The sequence below is a fragment of the Streptomyces sp. NPDC107562 genome, from assembly GCF_055657325.1.
Genome location: NZ_JBVKBE010000002.1, coordinates 733,700 through 757,820, shown reverse-complemented (window position 1 = coordinate 757,820; position 24,121 = coordinate 733,700). Strand labels below are relative to the sequence as shown.

Annotated in this window: 21 protein-coding genes; 10 read left to right on the top strand and 11 right to left on the bottom strand. The window is 72.9% G+C overall.

Annotated elements, in window-relative coordinates; all coding sequences use genetic code 11:
* Nucleotides 1-5 precede the first annotated feature (5 nt).
* From wecB to ACZ7LV_RS09220, 4 genes are read left to right on the top strand one after another with little or no spacing between them, the layout of a single operon-like run.
* Nucleotides 6-1,094 (top strand): non-hydrolyzing UDP-N-acetylglucosamine 2-epimerase, encoded by a 1,089-nt coding sequence (gene wecB / locus ACZ7LV_RS09235; RefSeq protein ID WP_471937345.1) that lies wholly within the window; start codon nt 6-8, stop codon nt 1,092-1,094.
* On the top strand, nt 1,087-1,716 hold the full coding sequence (locus ACZ7LV_RS09230) for a class I SAM-dependent methyltransferase (RefSeq protein WP_471937343.1): 630 nt from the start codon (nt 1,087-1,089) through the stop codon (nt 1,714-1,716). Before wecB ends, ACZ7LV_RS09230 begins: the two co-directional genes overlap by 8 nt.
* Nucleotides 1,716-3,629: a hypothetical protein gene (locus ACZ7LV_RS09225; RefSeq protein ID WP_471937341.1), complete on the top strand. Its 1,914-nt coding sequence runs from the start codon at nt 1,716-1,718 to the stop codon at nt 3,627-3,629. The genes ACZ7LV_RS09230 and ACZ7LV_RS09225 overlap by 1 nt, the downstream gene beginning before the upstream one ends.
* Nucleotides 3,626-5,809 (top strand): glycosyltransferase, encoded by a 2,184-nt coding sequence (locus tag ACZ7LV_RS09220; RefSeq protein ID WP_471937339.1) that lies wholly within the window; start codon nt 3,626-3,628, stop codon nt 5,807-5,809. The genes ACZ7LV_RS09225 and ACZ7LV_RS09220 overlap by 4 nt, the downstream gene beginning before the upstream one ends.
* 5 nt (nt 5,810-5,814) lie before the next feature.
* Here ACZ7LV_RS09220 and ACZ7LV_RS09215 read toward each other — a convergent pair whose 3' ends face one another.
* Complete coding sequence (locus tag ACZ7LV_RS09215) at nt 5,815-6,534, bottom strand: class I SAM-dependent methyltransferase (protein WP_471937337.1); 720 nt, start codon at nt 6,532-6,534, stop codon at nt 5,815-5,817.
* Nucleotides 6,535-6,640: 106 nt separating this feature from the next.
* Nucleotides 6,641-7,081 carry a MarR family winged helix-turn-helix transcriptional regulator gene (locus ACZ7LV_RS09210; RefSeq protein WP_401676826.1) on the bottom strand — a complete coding sequence of 147 codons (441 nt, stop codon included), beginning with the start codon at nt 7,079-7,081 and terminating at the stop codon, nt 6,641-6,643.
* 122 nt (nt 7,082-7,203) lie between these two features.
* Between ACZ7LV_RS09210 and ACZ7LV_RS09205 the strand changes: the two genes are divergently transcribed.
* Nucleotides 7,204-8,226: an NADP-dependent oxidoreductase gene (locus ACZ7LV_RS09205; protein WP_471937335.1), complete on the top strand. Its 1,023-nt coding sequence runs from the start codon at nt 7,204-7,206 to the stop codon at nt 8,224-8,226.
* Nucleotides 8,227-8,340: 114 nt separating this feature from the next.
* Nucleotides 8,341-8,760, top strand: a complete 420-nt coding sequence (locus ACZ7LV_RS09200) for an organic hydroperoxide resistance protein (RefSeq protein WP_471937332.1) — start codon at nt 8,341-8,343, stop codon at nt 8,758-8,760.
* 70 nt (nt 8,761-8,830) lie between these two features.
* Here ACZ7LV_RS09200 and ACZ7LV_RS09195 read toward each other — a convergent pair whose 3' ends face one another.
* Both ACZ7LV_RS09195 and ACZ7LV_RS09190 read right to left on the bottom strand, forming a co-directional pair.
* Nucleotides 8,831-9,979, bottom strand: coding sequence for a serine hydrolase domain-containing protein (locus tag ACZ7LV_RS09195; RefSeq protein WP_471937330.1), 1,149 nt, complete (start codon nt 9,977-9,979; stop codon nt 8,831-8,833).
* Between the two features lie 50 nt (nt 9,980-10,029).
* Nucleotides 10,030-12,582, bottom strand: coding sequence for a M14 family zinc carboxypeptidase (locus ACZ7LV_RS09190; RefSeq protein ID WP_471937328.1), 2,553 nt, complete (start codon nt 12,580-12,582; stop codon nt 10,030-10,032).
* Nucleotides 12,583-12,777: 195 nt separating this feature from the next.
* Between ACZ7LV_RS09190 and ACZ7LV_RS09185 the strand changes: the two genes are divergently transcribed.
* Both ACZ7LV_RS09185 and ACZ7LV_RS09180 read left to right on the top strand, forming a co-directional pair.
* Entirely contained in the window at nt 12,778-13,572 is a 795-nt protein-coding gene (locus tag ACZ7LV_RS09185) for an EI24 domain-containing protein (RefSeq protein WP_471937326.1), read from the top strand.
* A complete protein-coding gene (locus ACZ7LV_RS09180; protein ID WP_471937324.1) occupies nt 13,569-14,183 on the top strand; it encodes a LysE family transporter in 615 nt (204 codons plus the stop codon). Before ACZ7LV_RS09185 ends, ACZ7LV_RS09180 begins: the two co-directional genes overlap by 4 nt.
* On the opposite strand, the gene ACZ7LV_RS09175 is transcribed toward ACZ7LV_RS09180, so the two are convergent.
* Both ACZ7LV_RS09175 and ACZ7LV_RS09170 read right to left on the bottom strand, forming a co-directional pair.
* Nucleotides 14,155-15,408 (bottom strand): pyroglutamyl-peptidase I, encoded by a 1,254-nt coding sequence (locus tag ACZ7LV_RS09175; RefSeq protein WP_471937322.1) that lies wholly within the window; start codon nt 15,406-15,408, stop codon nt 14,155-14,157. The two genes, ACZ7LV_RS09180 and ACZ7LV_RS09175, sit on opposite strands and share 29 nt — an antisense overlap.
* A 96-nt stretch (nt 15,409-15,504) precedes the next feature.
* Nucleotides 15,505-16,080 (bottom strand): TetR/AcrR family transcriptional regulator, encoded by a 576-nt coding sequence (locus ACZ7LV_RS09170; RefSeq protein WP_471937320.1) that lies wholly within the window; start codon nt 16,078-16,080, stop codon nt 15,505-15,507.
* A 120-nt stretch (nt 16,081-16,200) separates the two neighbouring features.
* On the opposite strand from ACZ7LV_RS09170, the gene ACZ7LV_RS09165 reads away from it, so the two are divergent.
* Nucleotides 16,201-18,654, top strand: a complete 2,454-nt coding sequence (locus tag ACZ7LV_RS09165; RefSeq protein WP_471937318.1) for a glycoside hydrolase family 3 protein — start codon at nt 16,201-16,203, stop codon at nt 18,652-18,654.
* A 77-nt stretch (nt 18,655-18,731) separates the two neighbouring features.
* Here ACZ7LV_RS09165 and ACZ7LV_RS09160 read toward each other — a convergent pair whose 3' ends face one another.
* Entirely contained in the window at nt 18,732-19,700 is a 969-nt protein-coding gene (locus tag ACZ7LV_RS09160) for an aldose epimerase family protein (RefSeq protein WP_471937316.1), read from the bottom strand.
* A 10-nt stretch (nt 19,701-19,710) separates the two neighbouring features.
* The gene (locus tag ACZ7LV_RS09155) at nt 19,711-20,601 is read right to left on the bottom strand and encodes an SGNH/GDSL hydrolase family protein (RefSeq protein ID WP_471937314.1); all 891 of its coding nucleotides are present in this window, start codon (nt 20,599-20,601) and stop codon (nt 19,711-19,713) included.
* 247 nt (nt 20,602-20,848) lie between these two features.
* Here ACZ7LV_RS09155 and ACZ7LV_RS09150 point away from each other — a divergent pair, with 247 nt between their 5' ends.
* A complete protein-coding gene (locus ACZ7LV_RS09150; protein WP_401676804.1) occupies nt 20,849-21,343 on the top strand; it encodes a DUF3145 domain-containing protein in 495 nt (164 codons plus the stop codon).
* Between the two features lie 73 nt (nt 21,344-21,416).
* On the opposite strand, the gene fabF is transcribed toward ACZ7LV_RS09150, so the two are convergent.
* The 3 genes from fabF to ACZ7LV_RS09135 all read right to left on the bottom strand — a co-directional run bounded on the left by fabF (nt 21,417) and on the right by ACZ7LV_RS09135 (nt 24,102).
* Entirely contained in the window at nt 21,417-22,688 is a 1,272-nt protein-coding gene (gene fabF, locus ACZ7LV_RS09145) for a beta-ketoacyl-ACP synthase II (protein ID WP_471937312.1), read from the bottom strand.
* A gap of 82 nt (nt 22,689-22,770) precedes the next feature.
* Complete coding sequence (locus tag ACZ7LV_RS09140) at nt 22,771-23,019, bottom strand: acyl carrier protein (RefSeq protein ID WP_141312265.1); 249 nt, start codon at nt 23,017-23,019, stop codon at nt 22,771-22,773.
* Nucleotides 23,020-23,100: 81 nt separating this feature from the next.
* A complete protein-coding gene (locus ACZ7LV_RS09135; RefSeq protein ID WP_471937310.1) occupies nt 23,101-24,102 on the bottom strand; it encodes a beta-ketoacyl-ACP synthase 3 in 1,002 nt (333 codons plus the stop codon).
* Nucleotides 24,103-24,121: the final 19 nt, after the last annotated feature.

The window sequence follows — 24,121 nt, the reverse complement described above, 5'->3', positions numbered from 1 at the left end:
ACGACATGAACGGCCGCATACTTCACGTCGTCGGCACCCGACCGAACTTCGTCAAGGCCGCCCCGGTCGTCGCCGCACTGCGCACCGCGGGCTGCGACCAGGTGCTCGTGCACACCGGCCAGCACTACGACGAACGGATGTCGGACATCTTCTTCCGGCAGCTCGGCCTGCCCCGACCGGACACCGATCTCGGTGTCGGCTCCGGCAGCCACGCCCGGCAGACCGCCGACCTGCTCGTCGCCCTGGAGGCCGAGCTGACCGCCCGCGACCCGGCCCTCGTCATGGTCTACGGGGACGTCAACTCCACGCTGGCGGCCGCCCTGGTCGCCGCCAAGCTGGGGATGCCCCTCGCCCATGTGGAGGCGGGACTGCGCAGCTTCGACATGACGATGCCGGAGGAGGTGAACCGGCGCCTGGTCGACCAGCTGGCCGATCTGCTCTTCGCCACCAGCCCCGAGGCGATCGGCCACCTCGCCCGCGAGGGCGTCGACCCCGCCCGGGTACATCTGGTCGGCAACCCCATGATCGACACCCTGCTCACCCACGTGGACCACTTCGACCCGGCCGCCGCCCGCGCCGCCCACGGGCTGCCCGAGCGCTACGCCGTGGTCACCCTGCACCGACCCGCCAACGTCGACGACCCCGATGCGGCGAAGGCGGCCGCCCGGGTGCTGACCGAGGCGGCCCGCCTCCTCGACCTGGCCGTCCCCCTGCACCCGCGCGGCCGGGCGGCGCTCGGCGAGGCCGGCCTCGACGGCGCACCCGGCGTCCACGTCCTCGACCCGCTGGGATACGTCGAGTTCATGAGCCTGGTGCGCGGCGCGGCGGCGGTGATCACCGACTCCGGCGGCGTCCAGGAGGAGACCACCGTGCTCGGGGTGCCCTGCCTGACCCTGCGCACCACGACCGAGCGGCCGGTCACCGTCACCCACGGCACCAACCGGCTCGTCGGCCACGCCGAACTCGTCCCCGCGCTGCGCAAGGTGCTGGACGGCGGCCGGCCGGCGCCCGACGAGGGACCTCCCCTGTGGGACGGCCGCGCCGGAGCCCGGATCGCCACCGAAGTCGTCCGCCGGCTGGACCACCATGTCTGAGTCCACCCGCCTCTACTGGGACACCCGCCACCGCGAGCACGACGACCTCGCCTCGGGCGGTCACATCGGCCTGGACCGCGCGGGCAACGAGATCTTCTACGCCCAGCGGCTCGGCGCCCTGCTGCCGCTGATCGGCGACCTGGCCGACGAGTCGGCCCCCCTGTTCGTGCTCGACGCGGGCTGCGGCAAGGGGCACTTCGCCCGCGCCCTGGCCCGCTGCGGGCACCGCGTCGACGCCTTCGACACGAGCGAGGAGGCCGTCGCGCACGCCCAGGCCGAGGGCGGCGGCCCGCGCTACGCCGTCGCCGCCCTGGACGAGTGGCGCAGCCCCTGGCAGTACGACGTCGTGCTCTGCCTCGACGTCCTCTTCCACGTCCTCGACGACGCGGAGTGGGCGGCCGGGCTGGGCAACCTGGCCTCGCTGGTGCGGATCACCGGACGGCTGATCCTGACCGACGAGGACATCACCTCCCGCCGGCCGCGCGGCGACTACATCCTGCACCGCCCGGCCGACGAGTACACCGCGCTGCTCGAACCCCTCGGCCTGCGGCACACCCTGTTCACCCCGTACGGCTTCCGCGAGAACGAGGTCGGCTTCCACGTCTTCACGAGGACCCGCTGATGCGCCTGACCGATCTGCTCCACCCTCACCTGGACGGCGTCACCACCGTCGTGGACGCCACCGACGGCGGGCTCGACCTGGAGCCCTACCTCCATCTGCCCGACGACGTCGCCATGCACCACGGCGAACGCGACATCGGCGAGAACGAGCTGGTGATCGTCTCGTTCGGCCCCGACCCGGCGCTGCACGGCACCGAGACCGACTGTCTCGCCGTGCTGCGCCGCATGCGCCCCGGCGGCCGCGGCCTGATCCTCTTCGGGCACCGCGGCCCCGAACTCCCCTACCACCGGCTGCTCGACGCCCTGGTCGCCCACCACTGCCAGGTGCTGCGCGCCGCCCCCCTCGACTACGTGCACCTGCACGCGGCCGCGGTGATCGTGCGCACCGACGAACTCCGGCCGCCGCACGACTGGTTCGGCAGGGCCGTCCCGGCGGAGGGCTTCGCCACCGCCCTGCGGATCGCCGACGAGTACGTCCTCGCCGATCTGGTGTCCCGCTCGCTGCGGGCCCGGGTGCTGGACCTCGAACGCGACGCCGAGGAGGCGGAACGCGCCCGCGGCCCCGTCCACGAGGAGGGCCTCGCCGAGCGCCTGGCCGCCGCCGCGCGGGACAAGGACCAGCTGGCGGCCGCCCTGCACCGCGCACGCGACCGCGTCGGCCTGCTGGAGGCGCGGGTGGCCATGCTGGAGGGCTCGACCTCCCTGCGGGTCGGCCGGGCCCTGGTGTCGGCCGCCCGCTCCCCCCGGCAGGAGGCGCCCCGACTGCCCCGCGAGCTGTACGGACTGTGGCGGGGACGGGTGAAGCCCCGTGCCCTGTCCGCCTCCTCGCGCGCCGCCACCGAGGCGGGGCTGCGGGAGCTGTACGGGCGATGGCGGGGGCGCCTGAAACCGGGCACCGTGGTCACGGGCGCGGCGAGCCGCGCGACGGCGCGTCCGGCGCCGTCCGGTCCCGTGCCCCAGGTCGCGGTGCCCGACGGGCGGATGCACCTCGCCCACCGGGCGTTCACCTCGACGCCCCGCGACCGGATGGTGCTCGTCGGGGTGCTGACCGATGAGACCGCCGCGGACCTCGCGGCGGACGCGGTGGTCAACCGCGCGCTGCCGCACGACGGCCGGCTGGTCGTGCAGCGCACCGACCCGGACGCCCTGGTCGTCCAGCTCAGCGCCTGCACCGGCGACGGCCCCTGGTCGCTCACCGGCACCGGACTCGCCCCCGACCTGGACCGGAAACTGGCCGAACTGCTCACCGAGACCCGCGCGGTGGGCCGCCGCTGCCTGCTGTGGCGGGACGGCCCGGCCTCCGCCGCCCCCGGCCTCACCCGGCTCGCCTGGGACGCGGTCCTCGACGCCGACGCCGGAGTGCGGCTGACGGCCCTCGACCCTGCCGTCGCCGGCCGGCAGCGACTGCGCGAGGTGTTCCGGGCGGAGAGCTCCCGGGTACGGCTGTCGCAGCTGGCCCGCCGGATCGGCGCCCCCGACCCGCTGGACCGGCGCCGGATCTGCGTGCTGGCCGACCCACGGGACCGGGCCGGCGTCGCCCGTCTCACCGAGCAGGTGCTGAGCCAGCGTCACCGGCCCGCCGAGGTCGTCGTGCCCGATCCCACCGGGCTCGACGAACTCGCCGCCGCCGGCGTCACGGTGCGCACCGGCGAGCCCCTCGCGCCCTGGGTCGTCGACTGGACGGACCTCACCGAGGAGCGCCCGGACACCCTGCTGCTCGACCTGATGTGCGCGCAGGAGTACTCCGGCGCCGACGCGGTGGGCTCCACGCCCGCCGCCGACGACTACCTCTTCGTCCCCGAACTGCGCCCCCTCCTGGTGCGCCGGTCGCTGCTGACCTCCGGCGCGCCGCCCGAGACCTGGGCGCGCCAGGGACACCGCCTGTTCGCCTGGTGCGGGAAGGAGCCGACATGAGCCGGACACTGAACGCGCTCGTCTACGGCGACGTTGACCTCAATCTCATCGACGGCTCGGCCGTCTGGGCCCAGTCGACGGTGCAGGCACTGTCGCGGGCCGGCTGCCGGACCCGGCTGGTCCTCAAGGCCCCCGTGCTCACCGGCCGGCTGATCGACCCGCTGGCCGGGCTGCCCGGGGTCACCGTGGTCAGCCCGCACGAGCAGCGGCTGCTGTCCGGGCTGTCCGACCGGCCGCTGTCGCCGGTGCAGGCCTCCCAGGCGCTGACCCTGCTCGACCAGGACGAGCCCTGCGACCTGCTGGTGCTGCGCGGCCGGCGGCTGGTGGGGCGGATGGTCACCGACGGCCTCTTCGAGGGGCGGATCTGGGCCTACCTCACCGACATCCCGCAGTCGGCCGCCGAGATGACCGAGGGGGCGCGCGCGGAACTCACCCGGATCGCCGAGGCCTCCCAGCGTCTGCTGTGCCAGACCGAGGAGCTGCGCTGCCTGCTGGAGACCTCCGTGCCCGAGGCCTGCGGCAAGTGCGTGCTCAGCCCGCCCGCCGTGCCCGAGCCGGGCTTCCCGCTGCCGGAGCGCGAGCATCCGCACGACCCCTTCCGGCTCGTCTACACCGGCAAGTTCGCCCCGCTGTGGAACACCCTGCCGATGACCCGGCTGCCGGCGCTGCTCGCCGAGGAGGGGGTGCGGGCCGAGCTGCACACCGTCGGCGACAAGATCCACGAAGACCCCTCGCACCCGGAGTTCCAGGAAGCCATGGCGCGGGCGCTGGCCGGCACGCCGGGGGTCGAGCACCACGGCGGGCAGCCGCGCGAGGAGGCCATGCGCATCGCCGCCGAGTGCGACCTCGGCATCGGCTGGCGCGAGCCCGCCCTGGACGCGAGCCTCGAACTGTCCACCAAGGTGCTGGAGTTCGGCGCCCTCGGGCTGCCGGTCGTCCTCAACCGCACCCCCGCCCACGAAGCGCTGCTCGGCGGCGACTACCCCCTGTTCGTCACCGGGCACGCCGGACTCGACGACGCCGTCGAGACCGTCGCGCGTGCGGTGCGGGAGCCGCAGGCCCGGCGGACCGCCGCCGAGCGCTGCCGTCAGGCCGCCTCCCGCTACACGCTCCGGGCCGCCGCCGCGCGCTGGCGCGCCCAGCTGGACCAGGCCTTCCCCGAGGCGCCCGCCGCCGTGACCGCCCGGCCGCGACCGCTGCGGGTCGGCGTCGCCGGCCACGACCTGAAGTTCCTCTCCCGGCTCCTCGACCACTTCCGCACCGTGCCCGGTCTCGACGTGCGCGTCGACGCCTGGCCCGCGCTGGCCCGGCACGATCCGGCGGCGAGCCGGGACCTCGCCGGATGGGCCGACGTCGTGGTCGTCGAGTGGTGCGGCCCGGCCGCGGTCTGGTACAGCCGCCACAAGCGGCAGGACAGCCGGCTGATCGTCCGGCTGCACCGCTTCGAACTGGACGCCGACTGGCCCGCGCAGGTCGACATCGACGCCGTCGACCAGGTCATCTGCGTCAGCTCGTACTACGCCCGCCGCACCCTGGAGGAGACCGGCTGGCCGGAGTCCAAGGTGACCGTCGTCCCGAACTGGGTCGACACCGACCAGCTCGACCGCCCCAAGGCGTCCGGCGCCCGCTTCCGGCTCGGCATGATCGGCATCGCGCCCAGCCGCAAACGCATGGACCTGGGCCTGGACGTGCTGGAGGCGCTGCGCGCCCGGGACCGTCGCTGGCACCTCTCCGTCAAGTCCAAGCCGCCCTGGGAGTACTGGTGGATCTGGAACAAGCCCGAGGAGCGCGCGCACTACGACGCCGTACTGCGCCGTATGCAGACCTCGCCGCTGCTCGACGGTGCGGTGGTCTTCGACGACTTCGGCGCGGACGTGGCCGGCTGGCTCCGCCGGATCGGGAACGTGCTGTCCACCAGCGACGACGAGAGCTTCCATCTCGCCCCGGCCGAGGGCATGGCTTCCGCCGCGGTGCCCGCGCTGCTGCCGTGGCCGGGGGCCGACGAGATCTACGACCGGCGGTGGATCCACCAGGATCCGCAGGCGATGGCGGAGTCGCTGGCCGGGCTGGGCGAGGAAGGCTGGCGGGAGGCCGGGCAACTGGCCCGCACCCAGGTGCGGGAGCAGTTCTCGCTGCACCGGGTGGCCCGGACCTGGACGGATCTGCTGGTGTCCCGCTGACGGGATCAGGCAGCGGGCTCCGGTTTGGCGACCCGGAACACGAACTGACCGCAGAACATGAGCTTGCGCAGGTTCACCAGCGCCGTCCGCCGCCCGGTCTGCTGCGCCCAGCTGTCGATCTCGACGTTCAGCGGGGACTCCTCGCTCCAGTAGCGCCCGTACTTCTGCTTGCCGCCGTCCCCGTAGGACCGCATGATCAGCGTCACCCCGTCCAGGGACGGCCGGATCTCCTCGAGCGCCAGCCCGGCCTCCTCGACCAGCACCCGGAAGCCGTACGGCGTGTAGTTCCACAGGCTGAAGGAGTGGTACGGCTCGAACTGGGACGTGCTGCCGATGAACAGCCCGCCCGGCCGCAGCACCCGGCCGATCTCCGCGAGCAGCTCACGCGGGTGCGAGACGTGCTCGAAGACCTGGTGCGAGTAGATCAGCGGGACGGTGTCCGAGCGGAACGGCAGGCGGACACCGTCGAAGTGGACCAGCGGATCTCCGTTCGGCCGGTACTGCCGCGACTCCGGGGAGTCCTGGATGTCCACCCCGATCCATCGCACCTTCGGATCGTGTCGGCGAAAGAGGGCGACGGACGCGCCCCGCCCGCACCCGAGGTCGACCACCCGGTCCGGTGCGCCCGGCGCGGTCATGACCTCGTCCAGGTAGTAGCGGGACGTGACCTGGCGTGCGTGGTCGTCGGGGATGCAGTCGCGCATGAGGTCCCACAGGGTCGCCATGCGCCGAGGCTAAGGAGATGCCGCACGCGCGCCCCGCAACCCCCCGGCGGTTCGCGCGCCCCGCCACCCGGAAGGCGTGATGCCACAGCCCCGCGGGTGGATACACCTAGCCCTCCACCGCCACCATGCGCTGCAGCAGGTCCCGCAGTGTCCGCCGTTCCTCCTCGCTCAGCCCCGCGAGCGGCTCGCGGGCGAAGCGCAGCGACTCGCGCAGACTGCGGGCCACCCGGTGGCCTTCGTCCGTCGCCGCCGCCAGCTTCACCCGGCGGTCGGCCGGATCCGGGCGGCGCTCGGCCAGGCCCCGCGACGCGAGGCGGTCGACGATGCCGGTGACGTTCGACGGCTCGCACTTGAGCTTGTGGGCCAGCTTGCGCATGGGGAGCGGCTCCAGCGAGAGCAGGCTGAGCAGCTTCGCCTGGGCGCCGGTCAGCGCGTGCTCGGCGGCCGCCTCCTCGTACTCCTCGTGGTACCGGGCCACGACCGAGCCGATCAGGTCGACGACCTCCATGGTCAGCGCGTCGGGGCGGGTGCGGTGAGGTGTGGCCATGCCGTCCAGGGTACCCCGTTACTTGACAGCATGAAATGTTCAAGCGCATCGTTGTTTCAGGTACTGAAGTATCAGTATCGGCCCCCGCACGAGTCCGAAGCCCGAGGAAAGGTGCCCGCCCCATGACCGCCACCCCCGCCCTGCCCGACGTCTCCCGCGAGTGGCACCTGGCCGCCCGTCCCGTCGGCTGGCCCAAGCCCGAGGACTTCGCCCTGGTCGAGGCCCCGATGCCCACGCCGGGTGAGGGCCAGGTCCTGGTACGGAACCTGTACGTCTCCGTCGACCCCTACATGCGCGGCCGGATGAGCGCCGCCAAGTCCTACGCCGCCCCCTACGAGCTGGGCAAGGCCATGCAGGGGGGCGCCGTCGGCGAGGTCGTCGCCTCGCGCGCCGAGGGCTTCGCGGTCGGCGACCACGTCCTGCACTTCTTCGGCTGGCGCGAGTACGCCGCCTTCGACGCCAAGAACGCCGTCAAGGTCGACCCGCAGGCCGCGCCCCTGTCCACGTACCTGGGCGTGCTCGGCATGACCGGGCTCACCGCCTACGCGGGCCTGCTGCGCACCGCCTCCTTCAAGGAGGGCGACGTCGTGTTCGTCTCCGGCGCCGCCGGTGCCGTCGGCAGCCAGGTCGGGCAGATCGCGAAGCTCAAGGGCGCCTCCCGCGTCATCGGCTCCGCGGGCTCCGACGAGAAGGTGAAGCTGCTCGTCGAGGAGTACGGCTTCGACGCCGCCTTCAACTACAAGTCCGGGCCGGTGAGCGAGCAGTTGCGCGCCGCCGCCCCCGACGGCATCGACGTCTACTTCGACAACGTCGGAGGCGACCACCTGGAGGCGGCCGTCGGCTCCCTGAACCTGGGCGGCCGCATCGCGGTCTGCGGCATGATCTCGGTCTACAACAACACCGAGCCCGCCCCCGGCCCGCGCAACCTCGCCCGCCTCATCCAGACCCGCGGCCGCATCGAGGGGTTCCTGGTCGGCGACCACTACGACCTCCAGCCGCAGTTCGTCCAGGAGGTCGGCCCCTGGATCGCCTCGGGCGCCCTCAAGTACCGCGAGACCGTCGTCGAGGGCATCGAGAACAACCTGGAGGCCTTCTTCGGTGTGCTGCGCGGCGACAACACCGGAAAGATGATCGTCAAGCTCTGAGGTCCGCCGCCCGCCCGGCCTTCCTTGACTTTCCGGTATGCGGTAACTTCTTTCCGAAATCCTCCCGGGATCGTGGGCGCGAGTCCCGGGTGGACCGAGGAGGAAGACCACCGCATGCCCATTCAGCAGTCCGACGTCCTGTACACCGCCGTCGCCACCGCCCAGGGCGGCCGCGACGGCCGGGTCGCCACCGACGACGGCAGGCTCGACGTCGTGGTGAACCCGCCGAAGGAGATGGGCGGCAGCGGCTCCGGCACCAACCCGGAGCAGCTGTTCGCCGCCGGCTACAGCGCCTGCTTCCAGGGTGCCCTCGGCGTCGTCGCCCGCAAGGAGAACGCCGACATCTCCGGTTCGACCGTCACCGCGAAGGTCGGCATCGGCAAGAACGACGACGGCTTCGGGATCATCGTCGAGATCTCGGCGCACATCCCGGGCGTCGACGAGAGCACCGCGAAGGCGCTGGTCGAGAAGGCGCACCAGGTCTGCCCGTACTCCAAGGCGACCCGCGGGAACATCACCGTGACGCTCGCCTGACGGCACCCGTCGCGCACGGCGAAGGCCGCACCCCGGGACGTGGGGTGCGGCCTTCGTCCCTGCGCCGGGTTCAGACGGCCGCCCGGTGCGCGGCCCGGACGAACCTCTCGTTCTCCGGCGCCGCCCCGCCCGGGAACGCGCAGCGCCGCCGCGTGTACCCGTACGCCAGCCCGCTGCGGGGGTCCGCGAAGGCCTGCGAACCGCCCGCCCCGCTGTGCCCGAAGGCGCCCGCGCCGAGGAACGGGTACCAGTTCTCGGCCGTCGCCTGGAAGCCGAGCCCGTACGCCTTGTGGGTCCGGCCCACCAGGTCGTGGCCGACGGAGTGGATCTGGCCGACCTCGGCGACCGTGTCCGGCTTGAGCAACGGCGGCCGCCCGGCCACCTCGCTGATCGCCGCCGCGTACATCCCGGCGAGGCCGCGCGCCGACGCCACTCCGCCCGCCGACGCCGGGCCCTTGGCGCGCACCAGCGGGGAGTTGGCGTGATCCACCAGCTCGCCCGGCCCGCCCACATGCGCGTTGTAGGCGATCGCGGTGAGCGTGTGCGGCCCCGTCGGCCGGGCGTCCAGCACGGCCTGCTGCTCGGACGTCGGCAGCATCGGCTGCACGGTCCGGAAGCGGACCTCCTCGGCGGCGGGCAGCCCCAGGAAGAAGTCCAGCCCGTAGGGGGCCCGCACCCGCTCCTCGTACACCTCCTGGAGGGTGCGGCCGGTGGCCCGCCGCACCACCTCACCGGCGAGGGCGCCCATCACCAGCGCGTGATAGCCGAACGCCGTCCCCGGACGCCAGAACGGCCGCTGGTCCGCGAGTCGTTCGGCGATCATCCGGTCGTCCGCGAGCTCCTCCTCGGTGAACCCGGCGTCGAGCCCGATCAGCCCCGCCCGGTGCGTGAGCAGCTCCCGCAGGGTCAGCGCGCTCTTGCCTTCGGCGCCGAACTCCGGCCAGTAGTAGGTCACCTTCCGGTCCAGTTCGAGCGTGCCGTCCTGGACGAGCAGCGCGACGACGAGGTGGGCGGCGCCCTTGGTGGACGAGAAGACGCCGTGCAGCGACTCGGCCGAGGCGCCGTCCGGGCCCGCCCACAGGTCGACGACCCGCCGTCCGTGCACGTAGGCGCACAACTGTCCCTCGTAGTCCGCCCGCTCCCGGGCCACGAAGGCGGCGAACTCCGCGCGCACCTCCTCGTAGCCGTCGGCGACGGTGCCGTGGATCTCCTGCGTCATCCGATCTCCTTTTGCCTCCTCGGCCGTCCGCTGCTCGCGTGTGCCGTGGTCTACCTGGTCGCCAAGGTGAACAATGCCCGTCCGACCTGAGCGAATTCCCCCTTGGGGTGATCACGGAAGAGTGGTTCCGTCCCGAAGAGCACCGCGTGCGGACCACTGATCACCGACGCCCGTCCCGCCGCGGCTCCGGGCCCGCCGCTGCCGTCCGGCAGCGCCCGCCAGTGCCCCGACACGAGCGGCTTGCCCGTCGCGTACGACTGTTCCACACGCACCCCGCGTCCGAGATCCGTGAACCACAGCGGCGCGTAGACGAAGGAGTGCTCCGGCGCTCCCGCGGTGATCCGGCCTCCCGCGTTCACCACCCGCACCACCCCGTTGGCGTCCCCGTTGCCCTCGACGGGCTTGACCGGCAGCAGCCCGGCGCCGGCGTTGAGCTCCGCCCCGACCGCCCCGCGCCCGACCAGACCGTGCCCGTCGAGGAAACGACCGAGGGCCTGGCGCGCCGCCGGGTTCAGGTCGTCGTACGCGAGCCCCGCGGACACGAACAGCACGTCCACCCCCGACCAGTCGAACCCGGCGTTGAGCACCCCGGCCGACACCGGCGTCACCTCGAAGCCCATCTCGCGCAGCGCGAACAGCTCCCCCGAGGTGACGGCTGCCGCCACCCGCACCCGGGTCAGCCCGGTGCCGCCGGTCAGCCGGGTCGCCGTGAAGGCGACGTCGTGGGCGCGCGCCGCGGCCGCCGCCTGCGCTCGGGCCGAACCCGGCACGAGCACGCTGCCGTCGGCCGCCTGCCGGACCCGTACGCCCTGCGCGAGCAGGGAGTTGAGGGCCGCGACCTCGCGCGGGTCGTCGAGGCGCAGGCGCAGATCGCCGCGCGGGGCCACGTACGCCACGCGCGCCGCCTCGCGCACCGGGCGCGACGGCACGGAGGGCAGCCCGCGCACCGGCTCGACCGAGGCGCCCCACAGCCGGCCGAGGCTCCAGCCGGAGATGTCGTACATCGCCGACACCTTGGCGCTGATGTCCCGCCCGTCGGCGAGCAGCACGTTGGCGAGACCGCGCTTGGGCTGGCGCATGTCGACGACGTACGAGCCCTTGGCGTACCAGCGGCCGGAGAGCCGGAAGGAGTGGTCCGCCCGGCCGACGCGGACGTCGTTGTCCAGCAGATGGCCGACCAGGCGCGCGGCGGCGGTGGCGGAGCGCTGGGCGTCGCCCGCCGCGATGACGTAGGCGCGCGGGAAGGTGGTGGTGTAGACGTCCTCGGGGCCGATGCCGGGCACGCCGGGCACGGTCTCCTCGGACACCGGCACCTGCGCGGCCCCCGCGGCGCCCCGCCGGAAGACCTCGATCTGATCGGCGACCAGCGTGCGGCGCTTGTCCCGTACGTAGTCCAGGGTCGCGGTGAGTGCGGCGCCCGCGACGTCGACGTTGATCGCGGACCGGCGGCGCAACTCGCCCTGCGGCAGGGTGTCGTAGGCGCTGTTGTTCACCTGGAGCGGGATCTCGACGGTGTGCGCGGCGACCGCGCCGTGGAAGGCCGCGTACTGCGGGGTGAAGATGGGCGGCCAGTCGTCCCAGCCCTCCTCCTGGTCCCGGAAGGGGATCTGGGCGGGCTCGACGCCGTCCTTGGCGGGCGTGTGGCCGAGGCCGTTGACGGCGGCCTCCATGCCGAGGGCGTTGGCGTAGGTGTGCTTCAGGAAGAGGTCGTACTCGTAGTTCTCGCCGTGCGGTGGGGTGGTGGGCTCGATGAGGGTGCCGTTGACGTAGCCGTGCAGGTCGAGCAGGACGGCCGGCTGCTTGTCGACCATGATCTGCCGCATCGCCCGCGCCTCGGGCTGGGAGGCGGTGACGAGGTCCCGGTTGAGGTCGAACCCGCTCGCGTTGGCCCGGGTTCCGGCGACCCGGCCGTCGGGGTTGGCGGTGATGTTGAAGTACAGGCGGCTGTGCGCGAGCAGGTCCCTCGTGGCCGCGTCGTCCGCCGTCGCGAGCCTTTCGACGAGCCTCAGGGAGGCGTCGGTGCCCTCCCACTCGTTGCCGTGGATGTTGTTGTTGAAGAAGACGGGCGTCTTGTACGAGGCCTTGACGCGCGCGTCCTTCGCGGCCACCGCCGGCGCGTTCTCGATGAGCTCCCGCATCCGGGTCTGCTCACGGGCCTGACGGGCCGTCTCCGGTGCGGTGACGGTGACCAGATAGAGCCGCCGCCCACCGGCCGAGCGGCCCGCGACCTCCACGCTCACCCGGTCGCCCAGGCGCTGCAGCGCGTTCAGCTTCGGCGCGAGGGCGTGGTACGGGGTGAGGCCCAGCTTGAGCGACTTGTCGCCCGGGTCCACCGGGTCCGGGGCCAGCCGCTGCTCGCGCGGGTAGCCACGGGAGGGGTCCGACAGATCGGGAAGGGGCTCGGCGAACGCCCGACGGGCGGTGTTCGCAGGGGAGTTGGCGAGGCTGGAGTCGAGGGCGGGACCCTCCGTGTCGGCCCTGGTGACGGCGTCGTCGTCCGCGCCTGCCGGGCCGGGGACGGCCAGCAGGAGCGAGCCGGCCGTACCGAGGGCGACAGCGGCGGTCAGGACGGTTCTCGCAGAGGTCGTTCTCGTGATGCGCACGCGTACCTCCTGAGGGGTTCCTGAGATCGGTACGGCGAGGTGTACCTGTTCGACTCAACCGCAACAAGAGGGTCTTGGTGTCGCCGCGGCCCGCCGTTGCCCCGGATGGCGCACGGCGGGTGCGCGGCAGGACGGCGGTCCCGGCCGTCACACCTGCGTGACCGCCCCCGTGGAGGGCCCCGATAGGGTTCCCCCATGCGCGATCTCGGGGTGGGTTTCAGCTATCTCCTGAAGGGCCAGCGCTGGGTGGCCCGGCACGGCAAGAAATACGGTTTCGGGCTGCTTCCCGGCCTGATCACCCTCGTCCTGTACGCGGCGGCCCTGGTGGCGCTCGCGGTGTGGGGCGAGGACTTCGTCGGCTGGTCGACCCCCTTCGCCGACGACTGGTCGAGCCCCTGGCTCGGGCTGTTCCGCGGCTTCCTGACGGCCGTCCTGTTCGCCCTCGCCCTGCTGCTGGCCGTCCTCACCTTCACGGCCGTCACCCTGCTGGTCGGCCAGCCCTTCTACGAGGCCCTGTCCGAGTCGGTCGACCGTGACGTCTCGCCGGACGGCACCGCGCCCGTCTCCGACCTGCCCCTGTACCGGGAGCTGTGGATCTCGGCGCGCGACAGCCTGCGCGTCCTGGCCCGCGCCGCGGTCTGGGGGGTGCTGCTCTTCGCCCTCGGCTTCGTCCCGCTGGTCGGCCAGACCGCCGTCCCCGTGATCGGGGTCTTCGTGACCGGCTTCTTCCTCACCCAGGAGCTCACCTCCGTCGCCCTCCAGCGACGGGGCGTCGAACTCCGTGACCGGCTCGCCCTGCTGCGCTCGCGCAAGACCCTGATCTGGGGCTTCGGCACCCCCCTCGGCCTGGCCTTCCTCGTCCCCTTCGTCGCCGTGTTCCTGATGCCGGGCGCGGTCGCGGGTGCCACCCTGCTCGCCCGCGACCTGCGGGGCGAGGAGATCGCCGAGGGGGCCGTCGGCAAGGACGGTGCCCGGGAGGTCACCCGGTGACCGAGGTGCTCGCCGTCGCCGTCATCACCGTTCTCGCGGTGATCGCCCCCGGCGCCGACTTCGCGATGGTCGTCCGCAACAGCTATCTGCACGGCCGCCGCACCGGCCTGCTCGGCGCGGTCGGCGTCGCCGCCGGGGTCCTCGTGCACGTCACCTACACCATGCTCGGCGTCGGTCTGCTGATCGCCTCGTCGACCTTCCTCTTCACGGTCATCAAACTGGTCGGCGCGGCCTACCTCGTGTACATCGGCGTCCGCACCTTCCGCACCCGTGGCGAGCTCCAGGTCGACCTGGAGCACGGCGGTGGCCTCACCCCGTTCGCGGCCCTGCGCGCCGGCTTCCTCACCAACGTCCTGAACCCGAAGACGACCCTGTTCGTCGTCTCGACCTTCGCCCAGGTCGTCGGCCCCGGCACGCCGATACCCCAGCAGGTGGGCTACGGCCTGTTCATGTCGCTGGCCCACCTGCTGTGGTTCGGCGTCGTCGCCGTCTTCTTCTCCCAGGACCGGATGCGCACCCTGATGCTGCGCGGCCAGAAGGTCCTCAACAGGGTGATCGGTGCCGCCCTGGCAGGCCTGGGCGTCAGCCTCGCGTTCGCCCCGTCGCACTAGCCTCGAGCGCGACGGTCACGATCGCCCGTACCTGCGCGATGATGTCGAGCCGGTTGCGGACGAACTCGGGGTCGGTGACCTCCGTGGTGTTGCCCGCGGCGAACTGGAGCACCGGCGTGTGCACATGACCGCCCGGCAGCCGGTCGTGCAGCCCCAGCCGGTCCCGCAGCAGCGTCGCGCGGTAGGCGATCTCGTTGGAGAGGTAGTCGCCGCCGCCCCCGGCGCGCGCCGTCGACCCGGGGGTCGGCCCGTCCGGCCGCACGACGGCCTGGGTGCCGCCCGCCGGGATCTCGGTGACCGAGGTGTTGTCGTACACGGGGAAGCCCCCGGTGCCGGCGGCCACGATCGCCGCGTACGGCAGCGTCGTCGACGTCCACTGCGGCTGCGAGGCCGGGTCGGTGACGGGGACGGTCTCCGTCCGGCCGATGTTCTCGTTGTCCGCGAACCCGCCCCGCCAGGCCCCGTTGGTCCGCTCGACGTCGAACCGCCCGACGCGGCCCTGACTCACCGTGGTGAAGAGATCGACCTTCGGCAGATGCGGCCGCAGCGTCCGCTCCACCGTTCCTTCGGCGAAGTCCTGCCAGCGCACCGGGAACACGGCGGTCTCCACCCGCGCCGGCCCGTCCGCGGTCCGGATCACCGTGCCGTCGAGCGCGAGAGCGGTGGCGCCGGACGGATTGGAGATCCGCACGTCCCGGTCCAGGGTGAACGGGTCGAACCCGGTGACCAGGACCCGCTTCAGGCCCTTGCCGCGCGAGGGGTAGGCGATGTCGCTCTGTCCGCGCGAGGTCCGCTCCAGCACGTCCAGCAGCGCCCCGCGCTGCCGCTCGTCGAGCCCGAACGCCGGCACCCAGCCGCGTACTTCCCGCGTCATCCCGAGCCGCGCCCAGTACAGCGGCCGGTCGTCGTCACGGCTGAGATCACCCACGGCCGGCCCGCGTCCCTGCGCCCGTTCGACCGCCCGCCGCCACAGCGCCGACCCTTCCCGTACGACGATCCGGTGGGCCTGCCCGTAGGAGCGGGCCCGGTTGAGCGCCTCGGCGAACCCGGGGGCCACCGCGTCGAATCCGGACCGCCGCAGGATCTCCTGCGGCGCGGCGCGCTCCAGCCGCTGTTCCTCGACGGTGACGGTGACCGCGGGTCCGGCCGAGGCGGTGGCGGGGGCCGCGAGGGAGGCCAGCAGGGCGACTCCGAGTGCACCGATGCCAACACGTAGGGAGTTCAAGGGAGTTCGGGTCCTTCCGTCGCAGTGGGGTGCGGGAACGGCCGCAGTATCCCGTGACGGAAGTGGTCCACGCCATGGTGTGGGGCGCGACGGGTGTCAGTTCTCGCCCAGCAGCGTCAGGAAGTCCTGGAACGCCGCGGGCATGTCCACCGACTCCGGGTCCAACAGCCACTGGTACTGGAGCCCGTCCATCACCGCCACCAGCAGCGGCGCGGTGCGCTCCGGCGTGAGCCCGTTCGGCAGCCGGCCGCCGTACTCGGCGCGCAGCACGGCCGCCATGCTCTCCCGCACCCGCGCGTACCGCTCCGTGAAATAGGCCCGCGCCGGATGTCCCTCCGTGACGCTCTCGCCGAGCAGCGCGGAGAAGGTCTGCACGATGCCGGGCCGCATCGCGTTGTACTCGACCAGCGACGTCAGCAGCTCCAGGCGCCACCGCCCGTCCGGCACCGCGTCCCACTGGTCGCGCTCCTCCAGCACGGCGACGAGCAGCGCGTCCTTGGTCGGGAAGTGGTGCAGCAGCCCCTGCTGGGTCAGCCCCACCCGCTCCGCCACGGCGGCCAGGCTCGCGCCCCGGTAGCCGCGCTCGGCGATCACCTCCAGGGCGGCCCGCACGATCTCGGCCCGCCGCTCCTCGCTCCTGACCCGCGCGCTCATGGCGTCACGGTACGACATGGACCACCGTGGAAAGTAACGGAGAGATGACGAAACCTACCGGTCGCCAGGTGGCCGATGCACGATGGAGGCACCGCACGGACATCAGCCACCGCACGGACCTCGACGAGGAGACACCCCATGGCGGGATCCCCGCGCACCACCCCGGCCGACCAGGCCCGTGAGGCAGCCGTCGAGGCCGCCCTGGGAAAGCTGGACCTCGATGCCAAGGCGCGCCTCCTGGCCGGCCAGGACTCCTGGACCCTGCCCGCCCTCCCCGCGATCGGCCTCGGCTCCCTCGTCATGTCCGACGGCCCGATCGGGGTGCGCGGTGTGCACTGGAGCACCGAGGACCCGTCCGTCGCCCTGCCCTCGCCCACCGCGCTCGCCGCCACCTGGGACCCCGCCCTGGCCCGCCGGGCCGGCGTCCTGCTCGCCCAGGAGGCCCGCCGCAAGGGGGTCCACGTCCTGCTCGCCCCCACGGTCAACCTGCACCGCTCCCCGCTCGGCGGCCGCCACTTCGAGGCGTACAGCGAGGACCCGTACCTCACCGGGCGGATCGGCAGCGGCTACGTCCAGGGGGTGCAGTCGGGCGGTGTGGCCACCACCGTCAAGCACTTCGTCGCCAACGACGCCGAGACCGACCGCTTCACGGTGGACAACGTCGTCGGCGCACGCGCGCTGCGCGAGCTCTACCTCGCGCCCTTCGAGGCCATCGTCGTGAACGCCCGCCCCTGGGGCGTCATGACCGCCTACAACGCGGTCAACGGCACCACCATGACCGAGCACCACCATCTGGTGAACGAGGTCCTGCGCGGCGAGTGGGGCTTCGACGGCGTCAACGTCTCCGACTGGACCGCCGCCCGCTCCACCACCGGCGCCGTCGAAGGCGGACTCGACATCGCCATGCCCGGCCCGAGGACCGTCTACGGCGAGGCCCTCGCACGGGCCGTGCGCGAGGGCAGGGCCGACGAGGCGAGGGTCGACGACGCCGTGCGCAACGTGCTGCGCCTCGCCGCCAGGGTCGGCGTCCTGGACGGCGCCGACCCGGCGGTCGGCGACCTCCCGGCCCCCGTCGACGGCACGGCCCTGGCCCGGGAGATCGCCCGCCGCTCCTTCGTCCTGGTCCGCAACGAGGGCGCGCTGCCCCTGCGGCCCGGCACGGTGGCCCTGATCGGCGCCGCCGCCCGCGACGCCCGGGTGCTCGGCGGGGGCTCCGCCACCGTCTTCCCCGACCATGTGGTCTCCCCGCTCGACGGCCTCACCGCCGCGCTCCCCGAGGGCACGGTGCGGTACGCCGTGGGCGCCGACCCCAACACCGAACTGGCCGTCGCCGCCAAGGGCTTCACGCTGCGCGCGATCTGCCGCGACGCGGACGGCGAGGTCGTCGGCACGGCCTTCGCCCCGGACGGGCAGATCCACTGGATGGGCACCGACCTGCCCGAGGGGGTCACCCCCGAGCGGCTGCGCTCCGTCGAACTGACCGGCACCTTCACCCCCCGCGACACCGGCACGCACAGGTTCGGCCTGAAGGGCGTCGGCGCCTTCACCCTCACCGTCGACGGCACCACGTACTACGACGACGTCCAGCGCCCCGCCAAGGAAGGCGACCCCTTCGGCGCCTTCTTCGGCGCTCCCGTCCCGCGCGCCCGGGCCGAACTCACCGCGGGCGAGCCGGTCGAGGTCTCCCTCACCCATGTCCTCGACCTGCCCGACGGCATCCCCCTGAAGGCCGTCACCTTCGCCCTCGCCCACCAGGAGCCGCTGCGCGACCCGGACGAGCTGATCGCCGAGGCCGCGCACGCCGCGGGCGCCGCCGACACGGCCGTCGTCGTGGTCGCCACCACCGAACGCGTCGAGTCCGAGGGCTTCGACCGCACCGACCTGCGCCTGCCCGGCCGCCAGGACGATCTGGTGCGCGCCGTCGCGGCCGCCAACCCGCGCACGGTCGTGGTCGTCAACGCCGGCTCCCCGGTGGAGCTGCCCTGGCGCGACCAGGTGGCGGCCGTGCTGCTGACCTGGTTCCCCGGGCAGGAGGGCGGCGCCGCGCTGGCCGACGTGCTCACGGGGGCGCACGAGCCGGGCGGCCGGCTGCCCACCACCTGGGGCCCGCTGGCGGACGCCCCGGTGACCGAGGTCGTCCCCACCGACGGCGAACTCTCCTACGCCGAAGGGCCCTTCATCGGCTACCGCGCCTGGGAGAGGGCGGGCAGGACCCCCACGTACCCCTTCGGGCACGGCCACGGGTACACCGAGTGGGCCTACGAGTCGCTGGAGATCGACGGCACGACGGTGAGGGTGCGCGTGCGCAACACCGGCGAGCGGCCCGGCCGTGAGGTCGTGCAGCTCTACGTCGCCCCGGTCGAGCCGGCCGCCGGAGCGGGTGCCGAGCGCCCGGCGCGCTGGCTGGCCGGCTTCGCGGGCGTCGAGGCGGGGCCGGGGGAGAGCGCCGAGGCCGTCGTCGAACTGCCGCGCCGGGCGTTCGAGATCTGGGACGAGGCCACCGCGGCGTGGTCGTATGTGAAGGGTTCGTACGAGATCCAGGCGGGCCGCTCGATCGCGGACCGCAGGATCACGCTGAGGACTACTGTCTGATCCAGGGCGATTCGTCCCGCAGAGCAGCCCCGGCCCGGGACCTGACAACCGGGCCGGGGCTCGGGGGACCGGCGGGCTCAGCGCGCCGAGAAGCCGTACACCGTCTCCGAGCGGAACACCTCGCCCGGCCGCAGCACGGTGCTCGGGAACTCCGGACGGTTCGGCGAGTCGGGGAAGTGCTGCGTCTCCAGCGCCACTCCGTCCCCGGGCGCGAACGGCCCGCTCAGGTGCTCGGCCGTGTAGAGCTGCATCCCCGGCTCGGTGGTCGCCACCGTCAGCACCCGCCCCGACGCCGGTTCGTACAGCTCCGCGACCTCGACCGGTGTGCCGGTCACGCCCTTGTCGAGGACGAAGTTGTGGTCGTACCCGGAACCGGTCTTGCGTGCCGTGCGGAAGTCGAACCGGGTCCCCTCGACCGGTTCGATCCCCGTCGGGATCGCGTCGCCGTCCACCGGTGTGTAGCGCCCGGCGGCGATCCGCAGCTCGTGGCCGCCCGCGTTGCCGGAACCGTTCAGGTTCCAGTACGAGTGGTTCGTCAGGTTCACCACGGTCGGCGCGTCGGTGACGGCCTCGTACGCGATCCGCAGCGCGCCGGCGTCGTCGAGGCGGTAGACCGCCGAGACCTCCAGCCGCCCCGGGAAGCCCTCCTCGCCGTGCCGGCTGACCCTGCCCAGGCGCACGCCGTGCTCGACCGGCGTCACGTCCCACACGCGCTTGTCGAAGCCGCGCTCCCCGCCGTGCAGCGAGTTCGGCCCGTCGTTCTGCGCGAGGGCGTACGTCAGTCCGTCGAGCGGGAAGCGGCCGCCCGCGATCCGGTTGGCGTACCGCCCGACCAGGGCGCCCAAGTACGGCCCGGGGTGCTCCAGATAGCCGTCCAGGCCGGCGAACCCGAGCACCACGTCCGCCGTCCGCCCGTCCCGGTCCGGCACCTCGACCGACTGCACGATCCCGCCGTACGACAGCACCCGTACCCGTACGCCCGCGCGCTCCAGGGTCCAGCGATGTACGGCCGTCCCGTCGGAAAGTGTCCCGAAGTGTTCGCTCATGAGCGGAACTTTAAGGCTTGTTGCCGGTGACCTTCCGGTAGGCGATCTCCGCCAGCCGCGCCTGTCCGTCGGTGCTCGGGTGGAACCAGTCCCAGTGGCTCAACTGCGCGGTCCCGAACCGGTACTCGTACACGGCGCCGCCGTCGTAGCGGCAGCGCTCGTCCGCCCCGCAGACCTCCGCCAGCACCGCGTTGTAGTCCTCGACCCGCTGCTGCACCGTCGCCCGGCGCTCGTTGGCCGCCGCGTCCAGGTCGTCCGCGTCGCCCAGCATCGACGGGCAGATGCCCAGCTTCCACACCTGCTTGCCGAGCGGATTCGTACGGCCCTCCGACCACAGCCGCATCAGATCCGGGATGCTCGCCACATACACCTGAGCCTTGGGCAGAGCCTTGCGCAGGGTGCGCATCGCGTCCCGGAACTCGGCCCGGAAGTCGTCGACCGGCGTCATCGCCGAGGTCGAGGACCGGCAGGCGTCGTTCGCCCCCGTCATCACCGTCACCAACTGCGGTGCACGCCCCGCCGCCCGCGTCATCTGCGCCGGCAGGTCCTTCATCATGGTCCCGCTCTCGGCGTAGTTCCAGCTGTGCGAGGCCACCCGCGCGCGGCCCAGCAGCCGCGTGGCGAGGCTCTTCACCTCCGGGCTGCTGCCGGTCGCCCAGGACACCTCGGGACAGTCCGACAGCACCAGGCAGGTGTTGAAACCCCGTGTGATGGAGTCGCCGACGGCGGCGATCGAGGCGGGACTCGTGTCCCACACCACCGCCGGAGGCGCCTTGCGGTGCCGGCCGAGGCCCGCCTCGTCCGGCGGGTCGCCGCCCACGACGTCGCAGCCGGTCAGTCCCACCAGGGCAGCCGTGAGCACGGCCACCGTCGTCCGCGCCCGCTGTCCGGTCTTCCGCATCGTCCGCCTTCCCCCTCGCTCGCCTTCTCCCCTCCATGACAACCGGGAGGGTCCCCGCCCGCTCGCTGGGCGACGGGTTACGCCCGTACAAGCGTCCCCATGGGTGAATGGCGGCACTTTCCGGGCCCTGGGACCGACGGTACGTCACACTCCTTGCGCCGCCGCACGGTAGCCTCGCCATCAACGAGGCCGACCGGCCACGACCGCCCTGCCAGCCGTAACACGCACGCTCAGCCCGGAGGTCCCGGTGACGACACGTGGAGTCCTGTACGTGCACTCCGCGCCGCGCGCGCTGTGCCCGCACGTCGAGTGGGCCGTCGCCGGGGTGCTCGGCACGCGCGTCAACCTCGACTGGATCCGGCAGCCGGCCGCGCCCGGCACCTGGCGCTCCGAGTTCTCCTGGCAGGGCGAGCCGGGCACGGCCTCCCAACTCGCCTCGGCGCTGCGGGGCTGGCACCTGCTCCGCTTCGAGGTGACCGCCGAGCCCTGCCCGACCGCCGAGGGCGAGCGCTACAGCTGCACCCCCGACCTGGGCATCTTCCACGCCGTCACCGGCATCCACGGCGACATCCTGATCCCCGAGGACCGCCTGCGCGCGGCCCTGGTCCGCGCCCAGCAGGGCGAGACGGACCTGGAGGCCGAGATCGCCAAACTCCTCGGCAAGCCCTGGGACGACGAACTGGAGCCCTTCCGCTACGCGGGCGAGGGCGCCCCGGTCCGCTGGCTCCACCAGGTTGTCTGAAACGCGCCTGAGAACGGCGATGGCCCGGCCCCCCCTGACGGGGGTCCGGGCCATCGCCGTAGCCGGGAAGGGATCAGACCGTCCGGAACGCCAGCACCACGTTGTGCCCACCGAACCCGAACGAGTCGTTCAGCGCCGCGATCCGCCCGTCGGCGGCCAGCTTGCGCGCCTCGCCCCGCACCACATCGGCGTTGGCCTCGGCCTCGGGGTCGAGGTTCTCGACGTTGATGGTCGGCGGAGCCACCCGGTGGTACAGCGCGAGCACGGTCGCGACCGTCTCGACACCGCCCGCGCCACCCAGCAGATGCCCGGTCATCGACTTCGTCGCGGACACCGCCATGTGGTCGGCGTCGTCACCGAACACCTTGCGCAGCGCCTTCAGCTCGGCGATGTCACCGGCCGGCGTCGACGTCGCGTGCGCGTTGACGTGCATGATCTCGGCCGGGTCCAGGTCGGTCCGGTCGAGCAGGTTCTGCAGGGCGTGCGCGATGCCGCGGCCCTCGGGCTCCGGCTGCACGATGTCGTGGCTGTCGGCGGAGATGCCCTGGCCGACCGCCTCGGCGTACACCCGCGCGCCGCGCTTCGCGGCGTGCTCGGCGGACTCCAGGACGACGACACCGGCGCCCTCACCGAGGACGAAGCCGTCGCGGTCGACGTCGTAGGGACGCGAAGCGCCCTGCGGGTCGTCGTTGTTCTTGGACATCGCCATCATGTTGCCGAACGCGGCGATCGGCAGCGGGTGGATCGCCGCCTCCGTGCCACCGGCGACGACGACGTCGGCGCGGCCGGAGCGGATCATCTCGATGGCGTAGCCGATGGCCTCGGCGCCGGACGCGCACGCGGAGACCGGGGTGTGCACGCCCGCCCGGGCGCCCACGGCCAGACCCACGTTCGCGGAGGGGCCGTTCGGCATCAGCATGGGGACGGTGTGCGGGGAGACGCGGCGAACGCCCTTCTCCTTGAGCACGTCGTACTGATCCAGCAGCGTCGTCACGCCGCCGATACCGGAGGCGATGACCGCGCCGAGCCGGTCCGGGTCGATCTCGGGGTCCTCGCCGGCCTTGGCGGTGAAGCCGGCGTCGGCCCACGCCTCCTGCGCCGCGATCAGCGCGAACTGCGCCGAGCGGTCGAGGCGACGGGCCTGCGGCCGCGGGATGGTCTCGGTGGGCTCCACCGCGACCGGCGCGGCGATGCGGACCGCCTGGTCGGTGGCCCACTCCTGCTCCAGGGGCTTGACGCCGGAACGTCCGGCGACCAGGCCCTCCCAGGTAGAGGCTGCGTCGCCACCCAGCGGTGTGGTTGCGCCGATACCGGTGACGACCACGGTGCGATTGGTCGGGCTCACGGGAATTCTTTCTCCAACGGATACGAGGATTCAGCGGCGCCACCGCCGGGTGGCGGGGCCGGAGGCATCCGGCCGGGGGGCCTCAGGACTGGTGCTTGAGGATGTACTCGGTCGCGTCGCCCACGGTCTTGAGGTTCTTGACGTCGTCGTCCGGGATCTTCACGTCGAAGCGCTCTTCGGCGGCGACGACGACCTCGACCATGGACAGCGAGTCGACGTCCAGGTCGTCGGTGAAGGACTTGTCCAGCTGGACGTCCTCGGTGGGGATCCCGGCGATCTCGTTCACGATCTCCGCGAGACCGGCGACGATCTCTTCCTGAGTGGCGGCCATGTCAGGCGCTCCTTCGTAGTGTTCCAGAGGGTGTGGCGGTGCTGCTTCCGTGCCGGACCGGCATGGTCCGGCACGGAGTGCCTAGGGGAGAGTAACGACCGTCGCTGCGTAGGCGAGACCCGCCCCGAATCCGATGACGAGCGCGGTGTCGCCGCTCTTCGCCTCGCCGGTCGCCAGGAGCCGCTCCATCGCGAGCGGGATCGAGGCGGCCGAGGTGTTGCCGGTGGTGCGGACGTCACGGGCGACCGTGACGGACTCCGGCAGCTTGAGTGTCTTCACCATCGAGTCGATGATCCGCTCGTTGGCCTGGTGCGGGATGAAGACGTCCAGGTCGGCCGGGTCGACCCCGGCCACGTCCAGCGCCCGCTGCGCGACCTTCGCCATCTCGAAGACGGCCCAGCGGAACACCGCCTGGCCCTCCTGCGTGATCGCGGGGAACCGCTCGACCTCGCCGGCCCGGTAGTCCGTCCACGCCACGGTCTGCTTGATGGTCTCGGACTTGTCGCCCTCGGAACCCCACACCGTGGGGCCGATCGCGGGCTCCGTCGACGGGCCGACGACGACCGCGCCGGCGCCGTCACCGAACAGGAAGGCCGTCGCGCGGTCCTCCAGGTCGGTCAGGTCGCTCAGCCGCTCGACGCCGATGACCAGCACGTACTCAGCGCTGCCCTCGACGACCATGCCCTTGGCGAGCGTCAGGCCGTAGCCGAAGCCCGCGCAGCCGGCCGAGATGTCGAAGGCCGCGGCCTTGGCCGTGCCCAGCTTGTCGGCGATCTCGGTGGCGACGGCCGGGGTCTGCTTGAAGTGCGTGACGGTCGAGACGACCACCGCGCCGACCTGCTCGGCGGAGATCCCGGCGTCCGCGATCGCCTTGCCGGACGCCTCGATCGACATCGCGGCGACCGTCTCCTCGTCGTTCGCCCAGTGCCGGGTCTCGATGCCGGAGCGCGAACGGATCCACTCGTCGGACGAGTCGATCGTCTCGAGGATCACCTCGTTCGGCACGACCCGGATGGGCCGGTAGCCGCCCACGCCGAGGATCCGCGCGTACGGGGCACCCTTGCTGGGCTTGATCTTCGCCATGTTGCAGTCGGCTCCTTAA